Source organism: Aquabacter sp. DMC10 (assembly GCF_056314145.1).
Map to the genome: position 1 here is coordinate 223,782 of NZ_JBQUYX010000008.1, position 25,159 is coordinate 248,940.

Annotated in this window: 25 protein-coding genes; 18 read left to right on the forward strand and 7 right to left on the reverse strand. The window is 67.1% G+C overall.

Annotated features, from left to right (window positions below; genetic code table 11):
* Window positions 1–40: 40 nt before the first annotated feature.
* The 3 genes from ACT54L_RS20635 to ACT54L_RS20645 are packed head-to-tail and all read left to right on the forward strand — an operon-like array spanning window position 41 to window position 3,644.
* A complete protein-coding gene (locus ACT54L_RS20635) occupies window positions 41–1,081 on the forward strand; it encodes a branched-chain amino acid ABC transporter permease (protein ID WP_476087518.1) in 1,041 nt (346 codons plus the stop codon).
* Window positions 1,078–2,841, forward strand: coding sequence for a branched-chain amino acid ABC transporter ATP-binding protein/permease (locus ACT54L_RS20640; protein WP_476087519.1), 1,764 nt, complete (start codon window positions 1,078–1,080; stop codon window positions 2,839–2,841). The genes ACT54L_RS20635 and ACT54L_RS20640 overlap by 4 nt, the downstream gene beginning before the upstream one ends.
* A complete protein-coding gene (locus ACT54L_RS20645) occupies window positions 2,838–3,644 on the forward strand; it encodes an ABC transporter ATP-binding protein (protein ID WP_476087520.1) in 807 nt (268 codons plus the stop codon). The genes ACT54L_RS20640 and ACT54L_RS20645 overlap by 4 nt, the downstream gene beginning before the upstream one ends.
* Window positions 3,645–3,862: 218 nt before the next feature.
* Here ACT54L_RS20645 and ACT54L_RS20650 read toward each other — a convergent pair whose 3' ends face one another.
* The 3 genes from ACT54L_RS20650 to ACT54L_RS20660 all read right to left on the reverse strand — a co-directional run bounded on the left by ACT54L_RS20650 (window position 3,863) and on the right by ACT54L_RS20660 (window position 6,052).
* On the reverse strand, window positions 3,863–4,258 hold the full coding sequence (locus ACT54L_RS20650) for a hypothetical protein (protein ID WP_476087521.1): 396 nt from the start codon (window positions 4,256–4,258) through the stop codon (window positions 3,863–3,865).
* 138 nt (window positions 4,259–4,396) lie between these two features.
* A complete protein-coding gene (locus ACT54L_RS20655) occupies window positions 4,397–4,843 on the reverse strand; it encodes a hypothetical protein (protein WP_476087522.1) in 447 nt (148 codons plus the stop codon).
* Window positions 4,844–5,191: 348 nt separating this feature from the next.
* The gene (locus ACT54L_RS20660) at window positions 5,192–6,052 is read right to left on the reverse strand and encodes a helix-turn-helix domain-containing protein (RefSeq protein ID WP_476087523.1); all 861 of its coding nucleotides are present in this window, start codon (window positions 6,050–6,052) and stop codon (window positions 5,192–5,194) included.
* Window positions 6,053–6,170: 118 nt separating this feature from the next.
* Between ACT54L_RS20660 and ACT54L_RS20665 the strand changes: the two genes are divergently transcribed.
* The 9 genes from ACT54L_RS20665 to ACT54L_RS20705 all read left to right on the forward strand — a co-directional run bounded on the left by ACT54L_RS20665 (window position 6,171) and on the right by ACT54L_RS20705 (window position 15,936).
* Window positions 6,171–7,760: a 4-hydroxyphenylacetate 3-hydroxylase N-terminal domain-containing protein gene (locus ACT54L_RS20665; RefSeq protein WP_476087524.1), complete on the forward strand. Its 1,590-nt coding sequence runs from the start codon at window positions 6,171–6,173 to the stop codon at window positions 7,758–7,760.
* A 4-nt stretch (window positions 7,761–7,764) separates the two neighbouring features.
* Entirely contained in the window at window positions 7,765–8,298 is a 534-nt protein-coding gene (locus ACT54L_RS20670) for a flavin reductase (RefSeq protein WP_476087525.1), read from the forward strand.
* Between the two features lie 235 nt (window positions 8,299–8,533).
* Entirely contained in the window at window positions 8,534–8,929 is a 396-nt protein-coding gene (locus ACT54L_RS20675) for a 5-carboxymethyl-2-hydroxymuconate Delta-isomerase (RefSeq protein WP_274775972.1), read from the forward strand.
* Window positions 8,930–8,999: 70 nt separating this feature from the next.
* Window positions 9,000–10,517, forward strand: coding sequence for a 5-carboxymethyl-2-hydroxymuconate semialdehyde dehydrogenase (gene hpaE, locus ACT54L_RS20680; protein WP_476087526.1), 1,518 nt, complete (start codon window positions 9,000–9,002; stop codon window positions 10,515–10,517).
* Window positions 10,518–10,628: 111 nt separating this feature from the next.
* The gene (hpaD, locus tag ACT54L_RS20685) at window positions 10,629–11,609 is read left to right on the forward strand and encodes a 3,4-dihydroxyphenylacetate 2,3-dioxygenase (protein ID WP_476087527.1); all 981 of its coding nucleotides are present in this window, start codon (window positions 10,629–10,631) and stop codon (window positions 11,607–11,609) included.
* 50 nt (window positions 11,610–11,659) lie between these two features.
* On the forward strand, window positions 11,660–12,541 hold the full coding sequence (locus ACT54L_RS20690; protein WP_476087528.1) for a fumarylacetoacetate hydrolase family protein: 882 nt from the start codon (window positions 11,660–11,662) through the stop codon (window positions 12,539–12,541).
* A complete protein-coding gene (gene hpaH / locus ACT54L_RS20695; RefSeq protein ID WP_476087530.1) occupies window positions 12,528–13,331 on the forward strand; it encodes a 2-oxo-hept-4-ene-1,7-dioate hydratase in 804 nt (267 codons plus the stop codon). The genes ACT54L_RS20690 and hpaH overlap by 14 nt, the downstream gene beginning before the upstream one ends.
* Before the next feature lie 24 nt (window positions 13,332–13,355).
* Window positions 13,356–14,129 carry a 4-hydroxy-2-oxoheptanedioate aldolase gene (gene hpaI, locus ACT54L_RS20700; protein WP_476087531.1) on the forward strand — a complete coding sequence of 258 codons (774 nt, stop codon included), beginning with the start codon at window positions 13,356–13,358 and terminating at the stop codon, window positions 14,127–14,129.
* 253 nt (window positions 14,130–14,382) lie between these two features.
* On the forward strand, window positions 14,383–15,936 hold the full coding sequence (locus ACT54L_RS20705; RefSeq protein ID WP_476087533.1) for an APC family permease: 1,554 nt from the start codon (window positions 14,383–14,385) through the stop codon (window positions 15,934–15,936).
* A gap of 39 nt (window positions 15,937–15,975) precedes the next feature.
* Here the strand turns inward: ACT54L_RS20705 and ACT54L_RS20710 are convergent, their stop codons facing one another.
* Complete coding sequence (locus tag ACT54L_RS20710; protein ID WP_476087534.1) at window positions 15,976–16,953, reverse strand: quinone oxidoreductase family protein; 978 nt, start codon at window positions 16,951–16,953, stop codon at window positions 15,976–15,978.
* A 119-nt stretch (window positions 16,954–17,072) separates the two neighbouring features.
* On the opposite strand from ACT54L_RS20710, the gene ACT54L_RS20715 reads away from it, so the two are divergent.
* A complete protein-coding gene (locus ACT54L_RS20715; RefSeq protein WP_476087535.1) occupies window positions 17,073–17,498 on the forward strand; it encodes an ArsR/SmtB family transcription factor in 426 nt (141 codons plus the stop codon).
* Between the two features lie 13 nt (window positions 17,499–17,511).
* Here the strand turns inward: ACT54L_RS20715 and ACT54L_RS20720 are convergent, their stop codons facing one another.
* On the reverse strand, window positions 17,512–17,988 hold the full coding sequence (locus tag ACT54L_RS20720) for a hypothetical protein (protein WP_476087536.1): 477 nt from the start codon (window positions 17,986–17,988) through the stop codon (window positions 17,512–17,514).
* 517 nt (window positions 17,989–18,505) lie between these two features.
* Here ACT54L_RS20720 and ACT54L_RS20725 point away from each other — a divergent pair.
* Window positions 18,506–18,949 (forward strand): SRPBCC family protein, encoded by a 444-nt coding sequence (locus ACT54L_RS20725; protein WP_476087537.1) that lies wholly within the window; start codon window positions 18,506–18,508, stop codon window positions 18,947–18,949.
* A 3-nt stretch (window positions 18,950–18,952) separates the two neighbouring features.
* Here the strand turns inward: ACT54L_RS20725 and ACT54L_RS20730 are convergent, their stop codons facing one another.
* Window positions 18,953–20,086 (reverse strand): PLP-dependent cysteine synthase family protein, encoded by a 1,134-nt coding sequence (locus ACT54L_RS20730; protein ID WP_476087538.1) that lies wholly within the window; start codon window positions 20,084–20,086, stop codon window positions 18,953–18,955.
* Window positions 20,087–20,385: 299 nt separating this feature from the next.
* Here ACT54L_RS20730 and ACT54L_RS20735 point away from each other — a divergent pair, with 299 nt between their 5' ends.
* Both ACT54L_RS20735 and lldD read left to right on the forward strand, forming a co-directional pair.
* Complete coding sequence (locus ACT54L_RS20735) at window positions 20,386–21,138, forward strand: FCD domain-containing protein (RefSeq protein WP_476087539.1); 753 nt, start codon at window positions 20,386–20,388, stop codon at window positions 21,136–21,138.
* Window positions 21,135–22,307: an FMN-dependent L-lactate dehydrogenase LldD gene (gene lldD, locus ACT54L_RS20740; protein WP_476087540.1), complete on the forward strand. Its 1,173-nt coding sequence runs from the start codon at window positions 21,135–21,137 to the stop codon at window positions 22,305–22,307. The genes ACT54L_RS20735 and lldD overlap by 4 nt, the downstream gene beginning before the upstream one ends.
* A gap of 49 nt (window positions 22,308–22,356) precedes the next feature.
* On the opposite strand, the gene ACT54L_RS20745 is transcribed toward lldD, so the two are convergent.
* Complete coding sequence (locus tag ACT54L_RS20745) at window positions 22,357–23,367, reverse strand: LysR family transcriptional regulator (protein ID WP_476087541.1); 1,011 nt, start codon at window positions 23,365–23,367, stop codon at window positions 22,357–22,359.
* Between the two features lie 138 nt (window positions 23,368–23,505).
* On the opposite strand from ACT54L_RS20745, the gene ACT54L_RS20750 reads away from it, so the two are divergent.
* Window positions 23,506–24,348: an ureidoglycolate lyase gene (locus tag ACT54L_RS20750; protein WP_476087542.1), complete on the forward strand. Its 843-nt coding sequence runs from the start codon at window positions 23,506–23,508 to the stop codon at window positions 24,346–24,348.
* A gap of 14 nt (window positions 24,349–24,362) precedes the next feature.
* Window positions 24,363–25,115, forward strand: coding sequence for an SDR family NAD(P)-dependent oxidoreductase (locus ACT54L_RS20755; RefSeq protein WP_476087543.1), 753 nt, complete (start codon window positions 24,363–24,365; stop codon window positions 25,113–25,115).
* Window positions 25,116–25,159: the final 44 nt, after the last annotated feature.

Genomic DNA, 25,159 nt, shown 5'->3' on the forward strand with positions numbered 1-25,159 from the left:
CCGCCGCCGGCAGCTCCTCCCCTTCGCGCCGGGAGCCTTCATGAATTCCGTCATCGCCGTGCTTCTTCTGCAGGACGGGCTGACCACCGGCGCCATCTATGCGCTGCTGGCCCTCGTGCTGGTCATGGTCTTCTCCGTCACCCGGGTCATGTTCGTGGCCCAGGGCGAAATCGTCAGCTATGGCGCGCTCACCTTGGCGAGCCTCCAGGCCGGCCATCTGCCGGGCACCGCCTTCATCGTCGTGGCCGGCGGGCTGATCGCGGCCGGCATGGACCTTTGGGCCTATGCCCGTGGCCCGCGCCATCGCGGCCAGCTTCTCTCCGCCGCGCTTTATGCCGGCGTGCCGCTCGCCGCCTGCGGCCTTGCCGCCTTGGCCGCGCCGCTCGGCGGCGGACAGCTGGTCAATGTGGCCCTGACGCTCGCCATTGTCGTCCCCCTCGGCCCCATTCTTTACCGCACCGCCTTCCAGCCGCTGGCGGGGAGTTCCGTGCTGGTGCTGCTCATCGTTGCCGTGGCGCTGCATTTCGTGCTCACGGGCCTCGGCCTCATCGCCTTCGGGGCGGAAGGGGTGCGCGTGACGCCGCTGGTGGACGGCACCTTCTTCCTGGGCGCCTTTCCGCTTTCGGCCCAGTCTTTGTTCGCCATCGCCATCACCCTGGCGCTCATCTGCGCGCTGTTCGCCTTCTTCGGCAACACGCTCCAGGGCAAGGCCCTGCGCGCCACCGCCTTCAACCGGGTGGGCGCGCGGCTCGTGGGCATTTCCGCGACCGGCTCCGGCGTGCTCGCCTTCACGCTCGCCGCCCTCATCGGCGCGGTCTCGGGCATCCTCATCGGCTCGCTGGTGACCATCTATTACGACACCGGCTTCGTCATCGGCCTGAAGGGCTTCGTCGCCGCCATCCTGGGCGGGCTCGTCTCCTATCCGCTGGCGGCGCTGGGTGCCGTGATGGTGGGGCTCCTGGAAGCCGGCTCCTCCTTCTGGGCCTCGGCCTTCAAGGATGTGCTCGTCTTCTCGCTCATCATCCCCATCCTGATGTGGCGCAGCCTGTCCGCCGTCCATATGGAGGAGGAAGAGGAATGACCGCCCGCCACGCTCTGCTCGGCGCCTTCCTCCTGTTCTGCGCCGCCGGCCCGCTGCTGCTGCCGGACTATTATGTGACGCTGATGAACTATGTGGGCCTCGGCAGCCTTGCCAGCCTCGGCCTGATCCTGCTCACCGGCATTGGCGGGCTCACCTCCTTCGGGCAGGCGGCCTTCGTGGGCATCGGCGCCTATACCACCGCCTATGCCACCACCGCGCTCGGCCTTTCCCCCTGGCTCACCTTGCCGCTGGGCCTCCTGGTGGCGGGCCTGTGCGCCTTTGCCATCGGTGCGGTGACGCTGCGCCTGTCCGGCCATTATCTGCCGCTGAGCACCATCGCCTGGAGCCTGGCGCTCTACTTCCTGGTGGGCAATATCGCGGTGCTCGGCGCCCATGACGGCATTTCCGGCCTGCCGGCGGTGTCGCTGTTCGGCTTCGTGTTCGACGATGCCCGGCGCTTCTCCTATCTCATCTGGGCCTTCGTGTTGCTGGGCCTGCTCTCGGTGCACAATCTCTTGGGCTCGCGGGCGGGCCGGGCCATACGCTGCCTTCGTGGCCGGGCCACCATGGCGGAAGCCTTCGGCGTCGACACCACGCGGCTGAAGGTGGCCATCTTCATCCATGCGGCGCTGCTGGCGGCGGTGTCGGGCTGGCTCTATGCCCACCTGGTGCGGTTCGTGAACCCCACTCCCTTCGGCCTGAATGTGGGCATCGAATATCTGTTCATGGCGGTGGTGGGCGGCATCGGCCAGCTCTGGGGTGCGGTGGTGGGCGCCGGCGTCATGGTGGTGCTGCGCGACGGCCTCCAGGATGTGGCCTCCCGCTTCCTCGGCGTGTCCGGGGCTGTGGAGACCGTGGCCTATGGCCTGCTCATCATCCTCCTGCTGCAGAATGCCCGCACCGGCCTCGTGCCCTTCGTCACCCGCCGCCTGCCGGCCAAGCCCCCGCTCGCCATCCCCGCCGATGCCCCTGCCCTTCCCGCCCGTCCCCGTCCGCCGCGCGGCGAGACGGTGCTGGTGGCGGAAAAGCTGGTGCGCCGGTTCGGCGGCCTGGTGGCGGTGAACGGCGTCTCCTTCCGCCTCCAGGCGGGCGAGATTTTGGGCGTCATCGGGCCCAACGGAGCGGGCAAGAGCACGCTCTTCAATCTTTTGTCCGGCGTGCTCGCCCCCTCCGAGGGCGCGCTGACGGTGATGGGCAAGCCGGCCTCGGGCCTGTCCGCCCGCGCCATCGCCGCGCTCGGCCTGTCCCGCACCTTCCAGCATGTGCAATTGCGCGGCGACATGAGCGTGCTGGAAAACGTCGCCATCGGCGCCCATTGGCGCAGCTCCAAGGGCGTGCTCTCCGCCATCTTCGGTCTCGACCGGCGCGAGGAAGGCGCCTTGCGGGCAGAGGCGCTGAAGCAGCTGGAGCGGGTAGGCCTTGCCGACTATCGCGACCAGCCGGCGGGGTCCCTCGCCCTCGGCCAGCAGCGCATCGTGGAGATCGCCCGGGCGCTCGCCTCCGATCCTCTCGTGCTGCTGCTCGACGAGCCGGCGGCGGGCCTGCGCTATCACGAGAAGCAGGCGCTCGGCCAATTGCTGGACCGCCTGCGGGCGGAAGGCATGAGCATCCTCATCGTCGAGCACGACATGGACTTCGTCATGAACCTGGTGGACCGGCTGGTGGTGATGGATTTCGGCCGCCCCATCGCGGCGGGTGCCCCGGTTGAGGTGCAGGCGGACCCTGCGGTTCTGGAAGCCTATCTGGGAGGCACCGCATGAGCGCCCCGGACCTGCTCTTGGACGTGAAGGGCCTCACCGTCGCCTATGGCAAGGTGGAGGCGGTGTGCGGCATCGACCTCAAGGTTCCCCGCGGCCAGATCGTCACGGTCATCGGCCCCAATGGCGCCGGAAAATCCACCCTTCTCAATGCCTTGATGGGCCTACTGCCGAGCCGGGGGACCATCCGCTATGGCGGGACGGAGGTGAGCGCGGAAGGGGTGGAGGCGCGGGTCTGCGCCGGGCTCTGCCTCGTGCCGGAGCGGCGCGAGCTGTTCGCCCAGATGAGCGTGTCCGACAATCTCCTGCTGGGTGGCTACAGCCGGCGCCATGTGCGCGACGACAGCCGCGCGCAGGATCTGGAGACCCTCTATGGCCTCTTCCCCCGCCTGAAAGAACGGCGCGCCCAGGCGGCCGGCACGCTTTCGGGCGGCGAGCGGCAGATGCTGGCGCTGGCCCGCGCGCTGATGGCCCGCCCCAAGCTGCTGATGCTGGACGAGCCGAGCCTTGGCCTTGCCCCGCGCATCGTGCGCGAGGTTTTGGACGCGGTGGCGGCGTTGCGGGACCGGGGCATGTCGGTCCTGCTGGTGGAACAGAACGCCCGCGCCGCGCTGAACGTCGCCGATTATGCATATGTGCTGGAAATGGGTGCCGTGGCGCTGGAAGGCCCCGCCAAGGCGGTCGCCGCCGACCCCAAAGTGACCGAGACTTATATCGGCCTCGGCCACAAGCCGGCGGCGTCCCACAAGGACGCACCGCCGCAGGACGCGGCGCTGGGCGGCGGGCCGCAGCGGCTGCGGGCCTAGAGCAGGCACCGATCAGCCTGCACTGCCGGCTGATCTGAACTCGCATTCTCTCTCAAACACTTAGAGTACTTCAGTGTTTCCATGAACCCCTGAAGCAATCCAAGGATTTTCGCACCTAACCGGCCCCTGCGGAGCCGGACGAGACCTGCGCCCTGGAGATCGCGCACCTGATCTTCCCCGTCATGGCCCCCGGCGTCGGGGACCATGACGGAAAGGCGTCACGACTTGATCTTGTTGTAGATGAACTCGCCGAGCATGCGGGCCTTGCCGGCGCCGGGGATGGCAATCTCCACGAAGGTCAGAAGAGCAGATCCCCAATTCACCCCGCCGACCACCCCGGCCAGTTCCGCGTCCTCGATCACGCCCGGGGCGCCTGCTGCACCGGCCTTTGCCGCCGCGATCTTCGCCAGCGCCTCATAAGCCGCCTCGGCCTCGGACGCGGTCAGGACGACGCCCCGTTCCGCGGTGAAGGCGGCCAGCGCCGGGGCGCCGTTCACCGAGCCAGCAAAACGCTGGACCTCCATGGGGTCGGACGCGACCTTGGTGAAAAGCGACTGCAGATCCGCCAGGCGCGACGCCTCGAATCCATGGCTCTCATTAGACATATTTGCCACCTATGCCTCTCAAGCGCTGTCGGCGAGACTGCTTCACCGCACCGGCGCAACATTTTGGCTTGCGCATCTTCTCCCGCGAAGAAAACGCCCTTCGCTCGAAAAGACGCGAGGCCCCTGGACTATCCTGGACCGACCAAATCAGGACTTGGCGATCCTCGTGACGTCATCCGTCAGGGCCGATGTGAGGATCGCTCCGAGAGGACCGCCGGACTGAACGGTGCTCACCAGGAAGCCCGCCAAGGAGAGGAGCGCCTTGCCCCACTTCTCGGCGCTCGAATTTTGAATCGCTCCGCTGCCCATGCCGAAACCGCCCGCGACGGCATCCAATTCGGCATCCTCAAGCCGCGTGGCGCCGCCCGTCTCATCCTGGCGCACCAGCTCGGCGGCGAGGACCTTGCGCAGGGCCTCTGCATCCTGAAGGGACACTTCGATGCCTTTGCCCGCCAAGTAGGCGGCCAGCGCGTGCGGGCTCTGTGCCGCCGCAATGAAGTGTTTCATCTCGGCCGCGTCGGTCGCAATCCGCTGGAGCAGGGCAATGCTGGCCGCGGTTCCGGTTTCGCCAGCCACCTGAATCTGATCGGACATTTGAACACCCCCTAAGTGCGGAACACCCAAAGCCGCGCTCGGAAAACAGCTCAGCCTTGAGCGCGGCTCGTTTACACCCGCCTGCTTTGGCTGTCGAGTTACGTCATGTATTCGGAAACAAATCATCACGCTGTTGTTAAAGATGAACTTTGTGTAATATTTTGGTCCGATCGATGACACTTTGAGCATGCGATGCGCCTAGGGAGAGCCCCCGACGCGGTTTCAGCCGACCAGTGTGCCGCCCTGTGCCTCAACGGCGCCCGACGTCTAGCGCGGTAACGCGGTGGGCGGGTGGCTTTTCCCTTGGCTGGCATTTGAGGCCGCCGCCCCTCGCGCGCCGTCCGCGCCTCACCCCTCCGCCCTGTGGCGGCGACGCCAGACAGTGGGGGCTTCCCCGGTGCGGGCGCGGAAGAAGCGGGAGAAATAGGCCGGGTCCGGCAGCCCCACCTCGGCGGCGATGTCTTCCAAAGGGCGGATGGTGAAGAGGAGAAGGCGCTTGGCTTCCAGCAGCCGGCGGGCGCTGATGAGATCCTTCACGGTGAGGCCGAAGGCGGCCTTGCTGGCGGCGCCGAGAAGATAGGGCGTGGTGCCGAGCGCCTGGGCATAGTGCCGGACACCCCAGTCGGACCGGAACTGCCGCTCCACCATCTGCCTCAGGGCGGCGGCGAGCGGGGGAACCGGACGGGCAGCATCGGCGCCGGCGGCCAGCTGGCGCATCTCGCCCAGCACCGCCACCGCAAGGCCGGCGGTCACGTCCTGCGCCCCGCCGGCGGCGAGGGCATGGCTCTCCTCCACCGCCGCCATCAGGCGGGCAAGGCGCGCCCAGGCGGGATCCTCCGCCAGTCCGGTGAGAAAAACCGGCGCGGCGAGGCTGAACGGCGTGAGCGCGCCGACCGCCGAGAGGGCGCCGTCGGCGATGGACAGGACAATGGCGTCGGAGCCCGGCGCCACCTTGAAACCGTGCACGACCCGGCTCGGCACAAAGCTGATGGCCGGCGCAAAAAAGTCCAAGCTGTCATCCTCGATGAAATAGCGTCCACCGCCGCTCACCCAATAGGTGATCTGACCGATCTGGTCGTGGGTGTGGGCCTCCACCTGCCCCTGGTGAAGATGGCCGCGGGTCATCACCCGTTCCACGTGTAGGAAACCAACGGCGACGCCCTGATCGGGCTCGCCATAAAGGGCGAAGCGCGGCACCGGATCAGTCATAGTGCAACGCTCGCCGATCAATGATTTTCGCAAAAGTCCAAGTCATATGATCATTCTGTCCATGGCGCGGCGGAGGGGCAAGGCCTAGACTTTGGTCCAAGATCACGGGAGGAAAACAATGAGCCCCAGCGCCGCCACCGCCGCGCCCGTCAGCCCCGCCACCGGCGAGCTGCCGCGCGCCGAGACCCTGCGCGCCGACGCCAAGCGCCCCTTCACCGGCGCCGAATATCTCGCCTCGCTGCGGGATGGCCGGGAGGTCTATATCAATGGCGAGCGGATTTCAGACGTCACCGCCCACCCCTCCATGCGCAATTCCGCCCGCTCGCTGGCGCGGCTCTATGATGCGCTCCACGATCCCAAGCGGCACGACCTGCTCACCTCCCCCACCGACACAGGCTCGGGCGGCTACACCCACAAATATTTCCGCATCGCCCGCTCCAGCGAGGATCTCGTCGCCCAGCAGGGCGCTATCGCCGAATGGGCGCGCCTGTCCTATGGCTGGATGGGCCGCACCGCCGACTACAAGGCGGCGCTCATGAACACGCTGGGCGCCAATGCGGACTGGTACGGCCCCTTCCGCGACAATGCGCTGGCCTGGCACAAGCGCGCGCAGGAAAGCGTGCTGTTCATGAACCACGCCATCGTCAACCCGCCCATCGACCGGCACAAGCCGGCGGAGGCGGTGAAGGACGTGTTCGTGCACATCACCAAGGAGACGGACGCCGGCATCTATGTGTCCGGCGCCAAGGTGGTGGCCACCTCTTCGGCGCTGACCCACTATAATTTCCTGGCGCAGAGCTCGGTGACCATCACCGAGGACCCGTCCATGTCGGTGATGTTCATCGTGCCCATGAACGCGCCGGGCCTGAAGATGATCTGCCGCGTCTCCTATGAGGAGACCGCCAACCGCACCGCCCAGCCCTTCGATTATCCGCTCTCCTCCCGCTTCGACGAGAATGACGCCATCCTCATCCTCGACAATGTCTTCGTGCCCTGGGAAGACGTTCTGGTGCTGCGGGATGCGCAGAAGATCCTGTCCTTCCACCCCGCCTCCGGCTTCATGCACGGCTATTGCTTCCAGGGCTGCACGCGCTTTGCGGTGAAGCTCGACTTCCTGGCGGGGCTCTTGGCGAAGGCCCTGCGCTGCACCGGGGGCGATGCCTTCCGCGGCAACCAGGCGGCGCTCGGCGAGGTGATCGCGCTGCGCCACATGTTCTGGTCCTTCTCCCACGCCATGGCGCGCAATCCGGTGCAATGGGCGAATGGCGCGGTGCTGCCCAACATGGAAGCGGCGCTCTCCTATCGCACCTTCATGTCGGAGGCCTATCCGAAGGTGATCGACCTGGTGCGGCGGACCGTGGCCTCGGGCCTCATCTACCTGCCCTCCTCCGCCAAGGACTTCGCCAATCCCGAGATCGACAAGTATCTCAGCCAATATGTGCGCGGCTCCAACGGCATGGGGCATAAGGAGCGGATCAAGATCCTGAAACTCCTGTGGGATGCCACCGGCACCGAGTTCGGCGGCCGCCATGCGCTCTATGAGCTCAATTATGCCGGCGCGCCGGAGGAAGTGCGCCTCCAGGTGCTCAAGGGTGCCGAGCGTGGCGGGCTGCTGAAGCAGATGGAAGCGCTCGTGGACACCTGCATGGACGATTATGACGAGGCGGGCTGGACCGGGGACACCTGGTTCCCGCCCTACGAGGCCTGAGGCCATGGACACGGCCACGGAAGCCCCCGTGCCTCCCGTCTCCCGAAGCGATTTCCGCAATGCCATGGCGCGGGTGTGCGCGCCGGTGACCATCGTCACCACCAACGGGCCGGCGGGGCAGGGCGGCTTCACCGCCACCGCCATGTGCTCGGTGACGGACGATCCGCCGAGCCTCCTGGTGTGCATGAATGCCGGATCGGCCCAGTGCGGCACCTTCCTGGAGAATGGCCGCTTCTGCGTGAACGTGCTGGGGCGGGAGCATCAGGAGCTCGCCCACCATTTTGCCGGCCGCGAGCCGGACATGGCGGCCCGCTATGCGGCGGCGGGCTGGCATGAGCAACCCTCGGGCAATGCCATGCTGGAGGGGGCCATCGTCGCCTTCGACTGCACGCTCACCGCCCAGCACAAGGTGGGCACCCACCATGTGCTGATCGGCCGGGTGGAGGGCCTGCGCCAGCGGGCCGATGGCGAGGCGCTGCTCTATTTCGACCGCACCTTCGTCAACCTGCCCTCGCCCGTGGGCAGCTTCGGGGGCTGAACGCCCTGGTGACTCCGGGCGATCCCTCTCCCCTCGGCATGACCGGGCTTGTCCCGGTCATCCACGGGGTCGGGCCGGGCGCAACACGTCGTCTGCAGCGCCAGCGGACAGCCTCGCCACACGCAAATGCCAGGACAGAAGGTGCCCCGAACGCCCCCGTCCCACATGCCGCAGTTGACACCCGTCGCAAAATACTTAACGTGTTAATTATAAGAAACCGCGGCCGGGAGGATGCATGCCGCACTTGACCTTGGAATATTCCGCCAACCTTGAAGGTCGGACGGACATGGGCACCCTGTGCAGGGACCTGCACGCCGCCATCCTGTCGAGCGGCCTGTTCGAGGAGGGAGCCGTGCGCGTGCGTGCCTTCTCGGCGCGCCACTATGCCATTGCCGACCTCTTGCCCCAGAACGCCTTCCTGGACATGTCCTTCCGCATCGGCGAGGGGCGCTCGGAAGAAGAGCGACAGCGGGCGGGCGAGTTGATCTTCGCGGCTGCCAGCCGGCACCTCGCCCCGCTTCTGGCGGAGCCCCATTTCGCGCTGTCGCTGGAGGTGCGGGAGATCCATTCCGCGCTCAGCTGGAAGCGCAACGCCATCCATCCCCGCCTGCGGGCGGCCGCCCAATCCTAATGCCGACGGCGCTCGCGCGCCGTCACCACCGGCCGGCGCGCGAGCGCGCGCGGCCGGAAGGGAGAGCCTGATGCCCACCTTTGAAGAGAATGTCGCCAAGGCCGAGGCTTATCTTGCCCGCTTCCGGCGCGATGGCGTGCTGAACCACATCAATGGCCAGGCCGTGCCGGCGGCCGACGGGGAGACGTTCGCCTCCATTTCCCCCATCGACCTTCAGCCGCTGGCCAAGGTCGCCCATGGCAAGGCGGCGGACATTGACCGCGCCGCCAAGGCCGCGAAGGCCGCCTTTCCCGCCTGGGCTGCGCTTTCGGGCGAGAAGCGCAAGGCGCTGCTCCACAAGATCGCCGATGCCATTGTGGCGCGCGCCGAGGAAATCGCCCTCATCGAGTGCATGGACACCGGCCAGTCCTTGAAATTCATGGCGAAGGCGGCGCTGCGTGGGGCCGAGAACTTCCGCTTCTTCGCCGATCGGGCGCCTGAGGCGCGGGACGGCCGGGTCATGCGCGCGGACGGGCAGATGAACCTCACCAACCGGGTGCCCATCGGCCCGGTGGGCATCATCACGCCCTGGAACACGCCCTTCATGCTCTCCACCTGGAAGATCGCGCCGGCGCTCGCCGCCGGCTGCACGGTGGTGCACAAGCCGGCGGAATTCTCGCCGCTCACCGCCCGCCTCCTGGTGGAGATCGCCGAGAGCGCGGGCCTGCCCAAGGGCGTGTGGAACCTCGTCAACGGGCTCGGCGAGGATGCCGGCAAGGCGCTCACCGAGCATCGCGACATCAAGGCCATCGGCTTCGTAGGCGAGAGCCGCACCGGCTCCCACATCATGCGCCAGGGCGCCGACACGCTGAAGCGCGTGCATTTCGAGCTGGGCGGCAAGAACCCGGTCATCGTCTTCGCCGATGCGGACCTGGATCAGGCGGCGGACGCCGCCGCCTTCATGATCTATTCGCTGAACGGCGAGCGCTGCACCTCTTCCTCCCGCCTGCTGGTGGAGCATTCCATCTATGACCGCTTCACCGCGGCGGTGGCCGAGCGCGCCAAGTCCATCAAGGTGGGCCATCCGCTCGACCCGGACACGGTGGTCGGCCCGCTGATCCACCCGGTGCACGAGAAGAAGGTGCTGTCCTATTTCGAGATCGGCCGCTCCGAGGGCGCGACGGTGGCGGCGGGCGGCGAGAAGGTGGAGGGGCCGGGCGGCGGCTGCTATGTGGCCCCCACCCTGTTTACCGGCGCCCACAATGGCATGCGCATCGCCCAGGAAGAGATTTTCGGCCCCGTTCTCACGGCCATTCCGTTCGCCGACGAGACCGAGGCGCTCGCGCTTGCCAATGACGTGCCCTATGGCCTGACCGCCTATGTGTGGACCAATGATCTCAACCGGGCGCTGCGCCTCACGGACGGCCTGGAAGCGGGCATGACCTGGGTGAATTCGGAGAATGTCCGCCATCTGCCCACCCCGTTCGGCGGGGTGAAGAATTCCGGCATCGGCCGTGACGGCGGCGACTGGTCGTTCGATTTCTACATGGAAACCCGCAACGTCGCCTTCGCCACCGCCGGCCACAAGGTGCCCAAACTCGCCAAATAGCCCGCGCCAAAAAAGCGGGCCTCAACGAACGAAAACGCCAGCGGGCGCCAAGGCGCCCGCGCCATCCGTCCGTGCCGCGGGAGGCGGGCGGGCATACGGGGGAGGATCAAAGTGCCCATTCCCAAGCCGAACCTTTATCCGGCCTTCAACATCGTGCGCCTCAGCCATGTTGAATTCGCCGTCACGGACCTGGCCCGCAGCCGCGCCTTCTATGTGGATACGCTGGGCCTCCAGGTCACCGACGAGGATGAAGAGACCATCTATCTGCGGGCCATGGAAGAACGCGGCCACCATTGCCTGGTGCTGCGCAAGGCCCCCGTGGCGGAAGTCTCGGCCCTTAGCATGAAGGTCTATGCGGAAGAGGACCTGGACACGGCGCGGACCTGGTTCGCCAATAAGGGCCTGCCGGCGGACTTCGTGGAGCGCCCCTATCAGGGCCGCACGCTCGCCACCCGCGACATCTTCGGCACGCCGCTCGAATTCTATTACGAGATGAAGCGCCTGGAGCCCATCCACCAGAAATACGCGCTCTATCGCGGCGTAAAGCCGCTGCGCATCGACCATTTCAACTGCTTCACGCAGGACGTGGATGCCTCGGTCGCCTTCTATAATGAGATGGGTTTCCGCGTCACCGAATATACAGAAGACGAGGAGAGCAAGCGGCTGTGGGCGGCCTGGATGCACCGCAAGGGGGGCGTGCACGACATCGCCTTCACCAATGGCCGCGGCCCGCGTTTGCACCATACCGCCTTCTGGGTGCCGACCCCGCTGAACATCATCGACCTCTTGGACCTCATGTCGACCACCGGCTATCTCGCCAATATCGAGCGCGGCCCGGGCCGGCACGGCATTTCCAACGCCTTCTTCCTCTATATTCTCGATCCCGACGGCCACCGCATCGAGATCTATTGCTCGGACTACCTGACGGTTGATCCCGATCTTGAGCCCATCAAGTGGGATCTCAAGGATCCGCAGCGCCAGACGCTCTGGGGCGCGCCCGCGCCGCGCTCCTGGTTCGAGCATGGCAGCCTGTTTGCCGGCACGCCCACCACCGAGGCGATCCTGAAGGCCCAGCCCATCATCGCCCCCTGACCTCGTCTTGCGACGCCGCGTGGCGGCGCCGGTTATCGGAAGGATGGGCCATGCGGCCGCATTTCGTCAGCTTTACCCACCAGGGGCGCGCCGGCTACGGCCTGCTCACCCCTGAGGGCATCATCGACCTCTCCGGCCGTTTCGGCACCCGCTGGCCCAGCTTGCGCGAAGTGATCGCGGACGGCGCCCTCCTGTCCCTCGCGGCGGAGGCGGCGGGGCTGAAGGCGGATCTCGATCCGGCGTCCGTGCGCTATGAGATCCCCGTGCCGGCGCCGGAAAAGATCCTGTGCGTGGGCGTGAACTATCCCGACCGCAATGCCGAATATAAGGATGGGCAAGCCCTGCCCACCTATCCCTCCTTGTTCGTGCGCTTCCCGCGCTCCTTCGTGGGGCATAACGAGCCCCTCATCCTGCCCCCCGAATCCGAGCAATTGGACTATGAGGGCGAGGTGGTGCTCGTCATCGGCAAAGGCGGGCGGCGCATCAGCGAGGCGGATGCCCTCGACCATGTGGCGGGGATCACGCTTGCCAATGAGGGCACCATTCGCGACTGGGTGCGGCACGCCAAGTTCAACGTGACCCAGGGCAAGAATTTCGACGCCACGGGCAGCATCGGTCCCGTGCTTATCCCGTTCGAGGACGAGGCGCAGATCGCCGACATCGCGCTGACCACCCGCGTCAATGGCGAGGTGCGCCAGCAGGACCGGACGGGGCGCATGATGTTCCCGTTCCGGCGGATCATCTCCTACATCTCCACCTTCACCACCCTGGTGCCCGGCGACATCATCCTCACCGGCACCCCCACGGGCGCCGGCGCCCGGCTCGACCCGCCCGTCTGGCTGAAGCCGGGCGACGTGATCGAGGTGGAAGCGGAGGGCATCGGCACGCTGGTGAACAAAGTCTCGCGGGAGGACGTCCATGCTGAGCGCTGATGAGATCGCCGCCGAGGCGGACCTGCTGGATGCCGCCGAGCGCACGCGGGTGCAGACGGGGCTCATCTCCCTGAAGCATCCCGGCATCACGCTGGACGAGGCCTATGCCATCCAGGACGCCTGGGTGAAGCGCAAGCTGGCCGCCGGGCGGCGCATCATCGGCTGGAAGATCGGCCTCACCTCCAAGGCAATGCAGGCGGCGCTCAACATCAACGTGCCGGATTCCGGCGTGCTGCTGGACGACATGGCCTTCGATGACGGCGCCGTCATCGCCCCCGACCGCTTCATCCAGCCGCGCATCGAGGCGGAAGTGGCCTTTGTCATGAAGGCGCCGCTGGAGGGGCCGGGCATCGGCGTGTTCGATGTGCTGCGGGCGACGGAGTTCGTGACCCCGGCGCTGGAAATCCTCGACACCCGCATCCTGCGGGTGGACCCGCAAACCAAGAAGGCCCGCACCATCGTCGACACGGTGTCGGACAATGCGGCCAATGCGGGCATTCTGTTGGGCGGAAAGGCGCTTGCCCCCGACACCACGGACATGCGCTGGATGGGCGCCATCGTCTCGCGCAATGCGGAGGTGGAGGAGACCGGGCTTGGCGCGGGCGTCCTCAACCATCCCGCCCGCGGCATTGCCTGGCTCGCCAATCGCCTCGCCCAATATGGCCAGCGGATCGAGGCCGGGCAGGTGGTGCTGGCCGGCTCCTTCATCCGTCCCATCGAGGCCCGGCACGGCGACACCATCACCGCCGATTTCGGCACAGCCGGCACCCTGTCCTGCCATTTTGCCTGAGCGCCGCGCGTTCGGAGACCTCCCATGCCCGCCCCCATCAACCGCTTCAAGGCCGCCCTTGCGGAGGGCCGGACCCTCACCGGCCTGTGGCTCGCCCTCGCCAATGCCTATACGGCCGAAATCTGCGCCGGCGCCGGCTATGACTGGCTGCTGGTGGATGGCGAGCATGCGCCCAACCACATTCAGAGCCTCGTCGCCCAGCTCCAGGTGCTCGAAGGCGGCCCCTCCGCCGCCATCGTCCGCCCGCCGGTGGGCGAGACCTGGATGATCAAGCAATTGCTGGACATCGGCGCCCAGACCCTCCTCATCCCCATGGTGGAAAGCGGCGCGCAGGCGCAGACGCTGGTGAAGGCGGTGCGCTATCCCCCGCACGGCGTGCGCGGCATCGGCGCGGCGCTGGCGCGGGCGTCCGACTTCAACCGGCTCACCGACTATCTCGTCACCGCCGATGCCGAAATCTGCCTGCTGCTCCAGGTGGAGAGCCGGGCGGGGGTGGCCGCCATCGACGACATCTGCGCCGTGGACGGGGTGGATGGCGTGTTCGTGGGGCCGGCCGACCTTGCCGCCGACCTCGGCTTCCTCGGCCGTCCCGGCGCGCCGGAGGTGGTGGCGGCGGTGGAGGGTGCCATCGCCCGCATCCGCGCCAATGGCAAGCCCGCGGGCGTGCTCACCTCGGACCCGGCCTTGGCGCAGCGCTACCATGCGGCGGGGGCCACCTTCATCGCCATCGGGACAGATGTGGGCCTGCTCGCAGGCGCTGCCGCGCGCCAGCTGAAGGATTTCCCCTTTTCCGCCTGAGCCACGCTGGCCGGCTACACCGCACCGCAAAAAAACAAAAAACGCCAGGGACGAAGGCGCGGTCCCGTATTAGCTTTCCGCAAACGGCCGTCTTTTGGCGGCCGGTGACATTGGTCGAGCCCTCAAGGGCTGGGCACGACCCTGGGGCAGACACCGTTCTGTCGGAGTGCGCTCCAGCGGGGCTTGGGCAGCGCGCGGGCGATCCGTCACGGACCGTCGCCGCTCGAAGATGCGGGCGTGAAGCATGCAAGGGATGCGGCGAGAGATCGGGCTTATCGGCCTGACCTTCATCGGGGTGAGTGGCGTCGTCGGCTCTGGGTGGCTCTTCGCCCCTCTCCAGTCGGCCCAAATTGCGGGACCCGCGGCGGTCATCTCCTGGGTCATAGGGGCAATCTGCATGCTCCTGCTGGCCCTTTCCTTTGCGGAGGTGTCGGGCATGCTGCCGGTGGCCGGCGGCCTCGGGCGCCTGCCCCAGTTCAGCCATGGCAAGACCGTGGCCATGGTGATGGGCTGGAGCGCCTGGGTCGGCTACAGTGCCACCGCCCCCGTGGAGGTGGAAGCCGCGCTGCGTTATCTCGGCCCCCACTTTCCCGCCTTGCACAACCCGGGCACGGCAAACCTGTCCTGGATCGGACTGAGCCTGGCGAGCCTTCTGATCGTCGCCTTCACCGTCATCAATTTCTACGGCGTGAAATTCTTCACCCGCATCAATTCGGCCATCACCTGGGTGAAGCTCGTCATTCCCGTCCTGGTGATCGTGGTGCTCATCGGCACGAGCTTCCAGCCCGCCAACTTCACCGCCGCGGGCGGCTTCGCCCCCATGGGGCCCCAAGGCATCCTGAGCGCAGTGTCGGCGGGCGGCGTCATCGTCTCTTATATCGGTTTCCGCCACGTCATTGATCTGGCCGGTGAAACCCGCAATCCCGGCGTCACCGTCCCGGTGGCGTTGCTGTTGTCGGTTCTCATCTGCTTCCTGATCTATAGCGGCCTGCAGATCGCCTTCATCGGCGCACTCCAGCCCTCCTACCTGACCAACGGGTGGGCGCACCTGGACATTTCGGGCGCCTATGGCCCCATCGGCGCGGTGGCCTCGGCGGCCGGCATTGGATGGCTGGCGCGGGTTCTCAACTTCGGCGCCCTGGTGGGTCCCATGGGCGCCGCCCTGGTGTCGGTGGGCTCCACCGCCCGCCTCGCCTTCGCGCTCGGCGAAAACGGCTTCTTCCCGAAAAAGGTGGCCACCATCTCCGAACGCGGCGTGCCGGACATGGCCTTGCTGCTCAATCTGGTGGTGGCCATCCTCATGTTCTTCTTCTTCTCGTTCGAGGAGATCCTGCAATTGTGCGGCTCGGCCATCACCCTGTCCTTCGCGGTGGGGCCGGTTGTGCTTCTGTCCATGCGCCGGCTTGATCCCGATCGGCCCCGCCCCTTCCGAGTGCCCTTCGCCGGCTTTGTGGCGAGCGCCGGCTTCGTGATCGCCACCCTCGTCATCTTCTGGGGCGGCTGGGAGAGCGTGTGGCAGCTGGGCGTCTGCCTGATGGTGGGCGGCGTTCTGTTCACCTTGAACGCCATTCGCATCGGCACGTCCGATCTGGACATGGATCAGGCCAAGTGGCTGCTGCCATATTGCGGCGGGATCGGGCTTGCGTCCTATCTTGGCACCTATGGCGGCATCGGTGTTCTTCCGCGCGGCCTGGACACGCTTCTGCTGATTATCTTCTCGCTGGCGATCCTCTACTTCGCGGTCCGCCGTCCGCTGGATCGTGCCACCTACCTCCGCTACCTCAGCGAAGATCGCAACGTCAGCTGATGCCAAGCGCGGAGCCGGATACCGGCTCCGCGCACGCTGTCAGGGCGTGATGAGGAAGGCACCGGTCACCGCGCGCGCTTCCGCGGCCCGATGCACCTCGGCGATGTCATCGAGCCTGTAGCGGGCGCCGATATCCACCTTCACATGGCCCTTGGCGATGGCGTCGAACAGATCGGCGGCATTGGCCCGGAAGGTGGCGGGGTCCGCATTGTGCGGGAAGACCGAGGGCCGGGTCAGGAACAGGCCGCCCTTGCTGCCGAGCAGGTCGGGCGCGATGGCCGGCGCCTTGCCGGAGGCGGCGCCATAGCTGACCACCAGCCCGAACGGCGCGGCGCAATCCAGCGAACGCAGCAGCGTATCCTTGCCCACCGCGTCATAGACCACGCGGGCCTTGGTGCCCGCCGCCGCCACGAAGGCCTCCGGCCAGTTGGGATCATTGAGGTCGACCACCTCCAGGCATCCGGCCGCCAGCGCCGCCTCCCGCTTCTTCGGCGAGCCGGTGGTGCCATAGACCCGCGCACCCAGGGCGGTCGCCCAGCGGGCAAGGATCTGCCCGACGCCACCGGCCGCCGAATGCACCAGCAGCACGTCGCCGGGCACCACCTTGTGGGTATGGCGGACCAGATACTGGGCGGTCATGCCCTTGAACAGCAGAGTGGCGGCGGCTTCGTCGGAGACCGTGTCCGGCAGCTTCACCAGCTTGTCGGCGGGCACGGTGCGGCGTTCGGAATAGGCGCCCACCCCGGCATTCATATAGGCGACGCGATCGCCCCCGGCGAGGCCATCCACCCCCGGCCCCACCGCCTCCACCACGCCCGCCGCCTCGAAGCCGAGGCCAGTGGGCAGCGGCAGGGGATAGATGCCCTGGCGCTGGTAGATGTCGATGAAGTTGAAGCCGATGGCGGTGTGGCGCACCTGCAGCTCGCCGGGTCCGGGCGCGGGCACCGCGCGCGTCACCAGGGTCATCACCTCCGGCCCCCCGAAGCCTTCCAATTGGACAGTCCGACTTTCAGTCATGGTAAAGGACTCCCGTTTCGTGGTGCCATCATGCATGGGGTAAGGTATGATACAAGTCGTACCTTACTCCGACGGCGCCGCCGCACGCGGGCTGACGTGGACGTGAAAGCAGGAGACCGATGCCGGACGAGACGGGCCATCCGCACCTGGAGGAAATGGAGCTGGGGGCGATCTTTGCCGCCCTGGCCGATCCGCTGCGCCGGCAGGTGGTCCTGACCCTCGCGGCATCGGAGGAGACGGTACGCCATTGCAGCGCCTTCGATCTGGCGGTGACCAAGGCGACGCGGACCCATCATTTCCGCGTGCTGCGGGAATCCGGGCTCATCCGTCAGGTGGATTGCGGCAATGCCCGGACCAACCGGCTGCGCTGGGACGATCTGCGCCGCCGCTTCCCGGACCTCCTGGCCCTGCTTCAGGCGGAGGCGCGGGAGCACCGCGGGCAATCCCCCGCGCGGGATGGGGGAGGCACCGGCCAACCGACATCTTCCCGTCCGCACAATGATGCAAGGGCAGACGAACTGCCCCCGGAGCTTCAAGCCTCTTGAGGCGGGGCGAACGTCAGCCCGGGCAACCGCCGATCATGCGCCGGCCGCGCACGAGATCGGAGCCCGGCGGCACCACCCACACCTGCCCGAAGCCGCCGAAGCGCATCATCTGGCGCTCGTCGCGCACGTGGCAGATCATGTTGCCCACTTGGCCTCCGGCGCCGCCGCCCAATTGCCAGACGGCGGTTTCGTTGGCGCGGCGATAGAAGCCGTTCGGCCAGCCGCACGCGCCGGTGGGCCGGCCCCACATCTGGAGATAGGGCACCACCCGCACGCGGCCGAAACCGCCATAGGCGGCCATCTGCGCCTCGTTCTGCACCTGGCAGTAGCGGTCGGGGGCATATTGATACATCACCGCCGCCATATTGGCCTGGCGGTAGAAGCCGCCGGGAGCGGTCTGGTAGGGCTGAGCCTGCGCTTGGGAAACACCGAGGGCTCCGGTAAAGCCAGCAACAGCCAGGGCCGGCAGCAGGCGGGCGAGGCGGATCATGCCATCATCTCCATGACTGACCTCGGCGTCACGCGGCGCGAGGGGCTAGGGATCGGTCGAGCAGAGATGCGAAGGCGAGAAGGGCGCGGGGGAGCCGCCAGAGGCCTGACAAGGGCCGCCTGACCGGCGTCCGAGGAGAGAGCGCCGAAGGGATTGCAGAGCAACCAGATCGGCAAGCCGCCTCCATCCATGTCTGCGAGACCATCGCGCCGTTCGGGTGGCACACCCAAGCAGCTCAGGCTCTCGCACGTGGCACACGGCGCTGGCAACCTTGGCCGCCGGCCCCGTGCTTGGAATCGCGCCCCCTTGATCCCTGCATCCTGTCCCCGTCCGGGAGATCATCAGCGCGGCGCGGCCGGAAAGGCAATGGGATTTTTCGCCGCCGGCGCCAGCGGCAGGCGCGTCCCACAAATATTTCCGCCGGATGTCGGAGCCGCCGCCCCGGCATCGTCCTGGGACAAATCCCGCGCAATGCGTGGCACCGCGGGGTGTCCCACTTGGCCAAGGAGGATCGAACATGCCCGGCACCGTCCGCTTCCACCGCGTGCTGACCGCGCGCCCGGAAAAGGTCTATCGCGCCTTCATCAAGGCCGATGCCCTCGCCAAATGGCTGCCGCCGAACGGCTTCACCTGCTCCGTCGATCACCTGGACGCCCGCGAGGGCGGCAGCTTCCGCATGTCCTTCCGCAATTTTACCACCGGGCAAGCCCATGCGTTTGGCGGCACCTACCGGACCCTCCTGCCCGGGGCCCTGATCCAGTACACGGACCGCTTCGACGACCCCAACCTGCCGGGCGAGATGGAAGTGACGGTGAAGCTCACGGCGGTCTCCGTCGGTACGCAGGTGGAGATCGAGCAGGCCGGCATTCCCGATCTCATCCCGGTGGAAGCCTGCACGCTCGGCTGGCAGGAGTCGCTGCGCAATCTCGCCCGGCTGGTGGAGCCGGAGATCACACCATAGGCCTCAGGCCACATTCATGAGGGCAGGGTCGCCGGTGTCGAGAAAGGCCTCCAGCCGCGCCCGGTGCGGGGCAATGTCGATGCCGGCGCGGACGAGCCATTCGGGGTCATAATAGGTGGCGGCATAGCGGTCACCGCTGTCGCAGATCAGCGAGACCAGCGATCCCTGCCGCCCCTCCGCCATCATGGACGCCGCGATCCAGCACAGGCCGTAGAAATTCGTACCCGTCGATCCGCCCACCCGCCGGAACAGCCGCTCGGAGAGCACATGCATGGCGGCAATGGACGCGGCGTCGGGGATCTTGATCATGTGGTCGATCACGCCCGGCAGGAAGGAGGGCTCCACCCGCGGCCGGCCGACCCCTTCGATGCGGGAGGGCGTGGGGCACGTCACCTCCCGGTCACCGGACATGTAGCTGGCATAAAAGGCCGAATGCTCCACGTCGACGACGCACAGGCGGGTGGGCATGGAGTGATAGCGCATGTAGCGCCCGAGTGTTGCCGAGGTGCCGCCGGTCCCGGCGCTCATGACCACCCATTCCGGCTCGGGATGAGGTTCGCCCTTCATCTGCTCGAAGATGGATTCGGCAATATTGTTGTTGCCCCGCCAGTCGGTGGCGCGCTCCGCATTGGTGAACTGGTCGAGATAATGCCCGCCATGCGCGGCGGCGAGGCGCTCGGCCACCACATAGACCTCCGAAGAATGGTCGACGAAATGGCAGCGGCCGCCGAAATGCTCGATGGCCGAAATCTTCTGCCGGCTGGTGGTGCGCGGCATGACGGCAATGAAGGGCAGGTCGAGCAGGTGGGCGAAATAGGCTTCGGAGACCGCCGTGGAGCCGGACGAGGCTTCCACCAGGGTGGTACCCTTGCGGATCAAGCCGTTGCAGATGCCATAGAGGAACAGGGAGCGGGCGAGCCGATGCTTGAGGCTGCCGGTGGGGTGGGTGGATTCGTCCTTCAGATAGACCGAAATGCCCGTCAGGCCCTTGAACACGGGCTTCACCAGATGGGTGTCCGCCGAACGCCGCCCGTCCCCGCGCAACAGCGCAAGGGCCTTGCGCGTCCAATCCCGATCGGGGCTGGGGGGCAAGGGGGACAGCGGGGGGCATGGCAGGCCGAAGGAAGCGTCGGTCATGATCTGTCCTGAAGGGACCCGGCAAGGGCGCGTGCCAATGAGCCGGGAACGGAAGGGTCCCGTCAGCTTAGCTTCGATTTTGACTTTTCACAGGCAAAATTGGTGAAAGAAAGAGCCAGATGGTCCCGCTCGGCCGCACGGGGCCGGGCAGATTCCCCGGCGGAGCGCCTGCGCGGGACAGAGCGGAATTGGTCCGACCAATTTTCTCTTTCTTCATTTCGACAATGGCTGTATGAGGCAAGAATTGGAATCCCCGATCAAATTGGTCGGACCAGACGTACACAAGGGCCACCCCTACCATGGCGGATGTTGCCGACGCCATCGAAGCCCTCATCGCGGAGCGGCACTTGGAGCCCGGCGCGCGCCTGCCGGCCGAACGGGTCCTGGCCGCCGAGCTTCAGGTCTCCCGGTCCAGCCTTCGGGAGGCCATCCGGCATCTGGCGAGCCGCGGGCGCCTTGTGACGCGGCCGGGCGGCGGCAGCTTCGTGGCTGACACCGCCGAGGCCCTGGCCCGGGCCCTCATGCCCCTTGCCTCCAGCGCGGACACAGAGCCCGGCTATTGGCGCGACGTGATGGAGATCAGAAAGTCGCTGGACGCGGACATGGCCTATCACGCGGCGCTGCGGGCGGAGCCGGACGATCTCGTCCGCTTGGAGGAGGCGCTGAACCGGCTCGCCGCATCATCCGGCGCCGACGCGGCCACCCAGGCCCGTGCGGACGCCGCATTCCACATGGCGATCGCCGAGGCCTCCCATAATGCGGTCCTGCGGCAGGTCATGGCGGGCCTGTTCGACCTCCTGCGGCAAAGCATCTCCCAGAGTCTTGAACGGCTGTACCTTTTGCCCAGCACGGCGCACGCCTTGGACGACCAGCATCGCGCCATTGCCGCCGCCATCACCGCGCGCCGGGCGGAGGACGCGCGCCGCGCGGCCGTCCAGCACCTGGACTTCGTCGAACAGACCCTTCGCCAGATCGAGGAGGATGCGGCCCGGCGGCACCGCTCCTCCCGCGCCTTGTCCCAGACCCGCCCACAGAAAGACGCCACGCCGTGATTATCTCCTCGTCCGCGGATTATCGCGAAGCCGCCCGCCGCCGCTTGCCGCCCTTCCTGTTCCACTACATCGACGGTGGCGCCTATTCTGAATATACGCTGGGGCGCAACGTCTCGGACCTCTCGTTGCTGGCCTTGCGCCAGCGGGTGCTGAAGAGTGTCGGCGAGGTCGACCTCTCGGCCACCCTGTTCGGCGAGCATCTGTCCATGCCCCTGGCGCTGGCCCCCGTTGGGCTGACCGGCATGTTCGCGCGGCGGGGCGAAGTGCAGGCGGCGAAAGCCGCCTTCAGCCGCGGCGTGCAATTCACCCTGTCCACCGTCTCGGTGTGCCCCATCGAGGAGGTGCAGAGCCAATTGGCGCGGCCCATGTGGTTCCAGCTTTATGTGCTGAAGGACCGGGGCTTCATGAAGAATGCGCTGGAGCGGGCGTGGGCGGCGGGCATCCGCACCCTGGTCTTCACCGTGGACATGCCGGTGCCCGGCGCGCGCTATCGGGACGCTCATTCGGGCATGTCTGGCCCCAATGCGGCGATCCGCCGGATCCTCCAGGCCATGACGCATCCGTCCTGGGCGTTCGATGTGGGACTGATGGGCCGGCCGCATGACCTTGGCAATGTCTCGGCCTATCGCGGGCACAAGACCACGCTGGAGGACTATGTGGGCTGGCTGGGGGCGAACTTCGACCCTTCCATCGGCTGGAGCGACCTGGAATGGATCCGCGAATTCTGGAAGGGGCCCATGGTGATCAAGGGCATCCTGGACCCGGAGGATGCGGAAGATGCGGTGCGTTTCGGCGCCGACGGCATCGTGGTGTCCAACCATGGCGGACGGCAATTGGACGGCGTGCTCTCCTCGGCCCGGGCGCTGCCCGCTATTGCCGACAAGGTGAAGGGCAAGCTCACGCTGCTGGCGGATTCCGGCGTCCGCAACGGCCTTGATGTGGTGCGCATGGTGGCACAGGGGGCGGATGGCGTGCTGCTGGGCCGGGCCTTCGTCTATGCCCTGGCCACCGCCGGCGGCAAGGGCGTGGAGAATGTGCTCGACCTCATCGCCAAGGAGATGCGGGTGGCCATGACCCTCACTGGCGCCAAAACGCTGGCCGGCATCTCCCGCGAGAGCCTGGTGCGGGACGTGGAAACGCCGCTCGCCCAGATCGCCACGGCGGCTTGAGCGACCAGGCGCCGGCCTTTGAGGCGCGGATGAACCGCGCGGTGCCGGGTCAGGCCGGTGCCGCGCGCGTCGCCTTCGTGGCGCGGGCTTTGCGCAGGGCCGGCGCGCGGGTCGGGGCGGACGCCGCGTCCCGCGCCACCAACGATTTCAGGATGCTGAGAAATTCCGCCGCATTGGGGGTCATGGCGACGCCCTTGGGGGTGACAATGCCATAGGGGTCCAGGCGGCCCTCCACCTCCAGCGGCAGGCGCACGAAGCCGCCGCTTGCCACTTCCTGGGCCACAATGGTGCTCGGCAGCATGGAAATCATGCCCGCATGCCGCACCAGATTGAGGGTGGCGAAGATGGAGGAGGTCTCCACCAGATTGTCCAGCGTGCGCAGGCCCGCCGCCGCGAAGGCGGTATCGATGAGCAGACGCATGGGGCTCGGCGCCGGCTGGAGCACCCAGGGCATGTCGCCCATATCGGCAAGGTCCAGGTGCTCCCGTCCCGCCAGCGGATGGGAGGTGGCGGCGAAAGCCCAGAGTTCCTCCTTCGACAATGGTTCGAAATCGAACTTCGCCCGGTCCTGAACCGAGGGGATGCGGCCGATGACGAGGTCCAGCTCCCCGCGATCAAGGGCGGCGATCAGTTGGTCGGATGTGGTGGCCAGCACCTGGATGGTCATCAGCGGCCTCTGGCGCTTCAGCTCGGCGATGGTGCGCGGCAAGAGGTCCGAAGCGGTGGCCATGATGGCGCCGAGCGCCAGCGCGCCATAGCCACCGCGCTTGAGATTGGCGAGGCCAGTGGCGAAGCGCTCCCCGTCGGTGAGCGCCCGCCTCGCATAGTCCACCACATGGGCGCCGATCTCGGTGGCCACCATGGCGCGCGGCGTGCGCTCGAACAGGCGCACGCCCAGCATCTCCTCCAGGTCCTGCAGGATCTTGGTGGCGGCGGGCTGGGTCATGTTCAGCTCAACAGCCGTGCGGCGCAGGTTGCCCGTGCGCCCCAGCACATCCACGAGACGAAGCTGCTTGAAGCGCAGGCGCGAGAGAAGGGCGGGCGGGCCGAGGTCGCGCATGGCGATAACCAAATGGAATGGACTGAACAGAACTTCTCATTATCGCGTTATCGATCAGTCGGCTAGCGTCCCGCGCGAAATGGCTCGAACCGGTCCGGCCGTGACCGAAGCAACGGCCAACCGCATGGGAGGACTAGAATGAAGCTCGTTCGCTATGGCGCGTCGGGGCAGGAGCGCCCTGGTCTGATTGACGCCGAAGGCCGCCTGCGCGACCTCTCCGCCCTCGTGCCCGACATTGCCGGCCCCGCGCTGCTCCCCGACAGCCTCGAGCGCCTGAAGGCGGTGGACACTGCCACCTTGCCGCTGGTGGACGGCAATCCCCGCCTCGGCGCTTGCGTGGGCCAGGTGGGCAAGTTCGTGTGCGTGGGCCTCAATTATTCCGACCATGCGGCCGAGAGCGGCCTGCCGGTGCCCGAAGAGCCGGTGCTCTTCATGAAGGCCACCAGCTCCATCGTCGGACCCAATGACGATGTGGAGATTCCCCGCGGCTCGCAGAAGACCGACTGGGAAGTGGAGCTGGGCATCGTCATCGGCAAGACCGCCAAATATGTCAGCGAAGCCGACGCGCTCGCCCATGTGGCCGGCTATTGCATCGTCAACGATGTCTCCGAGCGCGCCTTCCAGATCGAGCGCGGCGGCCAGTGGGACAAGGGCAAGGGCTGCGACACGTTCGGCCCCATCGGCCCCTGGCTGGTCACCGCCGACGAGGTGAAGGACCCGCAGGACCTGCACATGTGGCTGGAGGTGGACGGCCACCGCTACCAGGACGGCTCCACCCGCACCATGATCTTCGGCGTCGCCCATGTGGTGAGCTATATCAGCCAGTTCATGAGCCTCCAGCCCGGCGACATCATCTCCACCGGCACGCCGCCCGGCGTCGGCCTCGGCCAGAAGCCCCCTGTCTATCTGAAGGCAGGCCAAGTCATGCGGCTCGGCATCCAGGGGCTGGGCGAGCAGCGCCAGACCACCGTCCAGGCCTGAAGGAGCAGGAAATCATGACCAAGATCGACCTTCAGGACCGCGTCGCCATCATCACCGGCGGCGCCCGCGGCATCGGCTATGCGACCGCCCAGCGCATGCTCGCCTCGGGCGCCCAGGTGAGCCTGTGGGACATCGACGCCGCCCGCCTCGCGGATGCGGCCGCCGAGCTTGCCAAGCTCGGCACGGTGAGCACCCAGACCGTGGAATTGACCGACGAAGCCTCCGTGGTCGCGGCCACGCAGGGCGTTCTCGCCACCCACGGCAAGATCGACATCCTCGTCAACAATGCCGGCATCACCGGCGGCAATGCCAAGCTCTGGGAGCTGGACACCGAGGTGTGGCGGCGGGTGATCGACGTCAATCTCGTCGGCCCCTTCATCACCTGCAAGGTGGTGGTGCCGCACCTGATCGCCAATGGCTGGGGGCGCATCGTCAATGTCGCGTCCATCGCTGGCAAGGAAGGCAATCCCAACGCCTCCCATTATTCCGCGTCCAAGGCGGGCCTCATCGGCCTCACCAAATCGCTGGGCAAGGAACTGGCGCAGGCGAACATCCTGGTGAACTGCATCACGCCGGCCGCCGCCCGCACCGAGATCTTCAACCAGATGAAGCAGGAGCATATCGACTTCATGCTGTCGAAGATCCCCATGGGCCGCTTCCTGGAAGTGGACGAGGCGGCCGCCCTCATCGCCTGGCTGTCATCGGCCGAATGCGCCTTCTCCACCGGCGCCGTCTTCGACATTTCCGGCGGCCGGGCGGTCTACTGATCCCCAATTCCTGACAGATCCTGGCGGCGTAAGGCCGCCGTCTC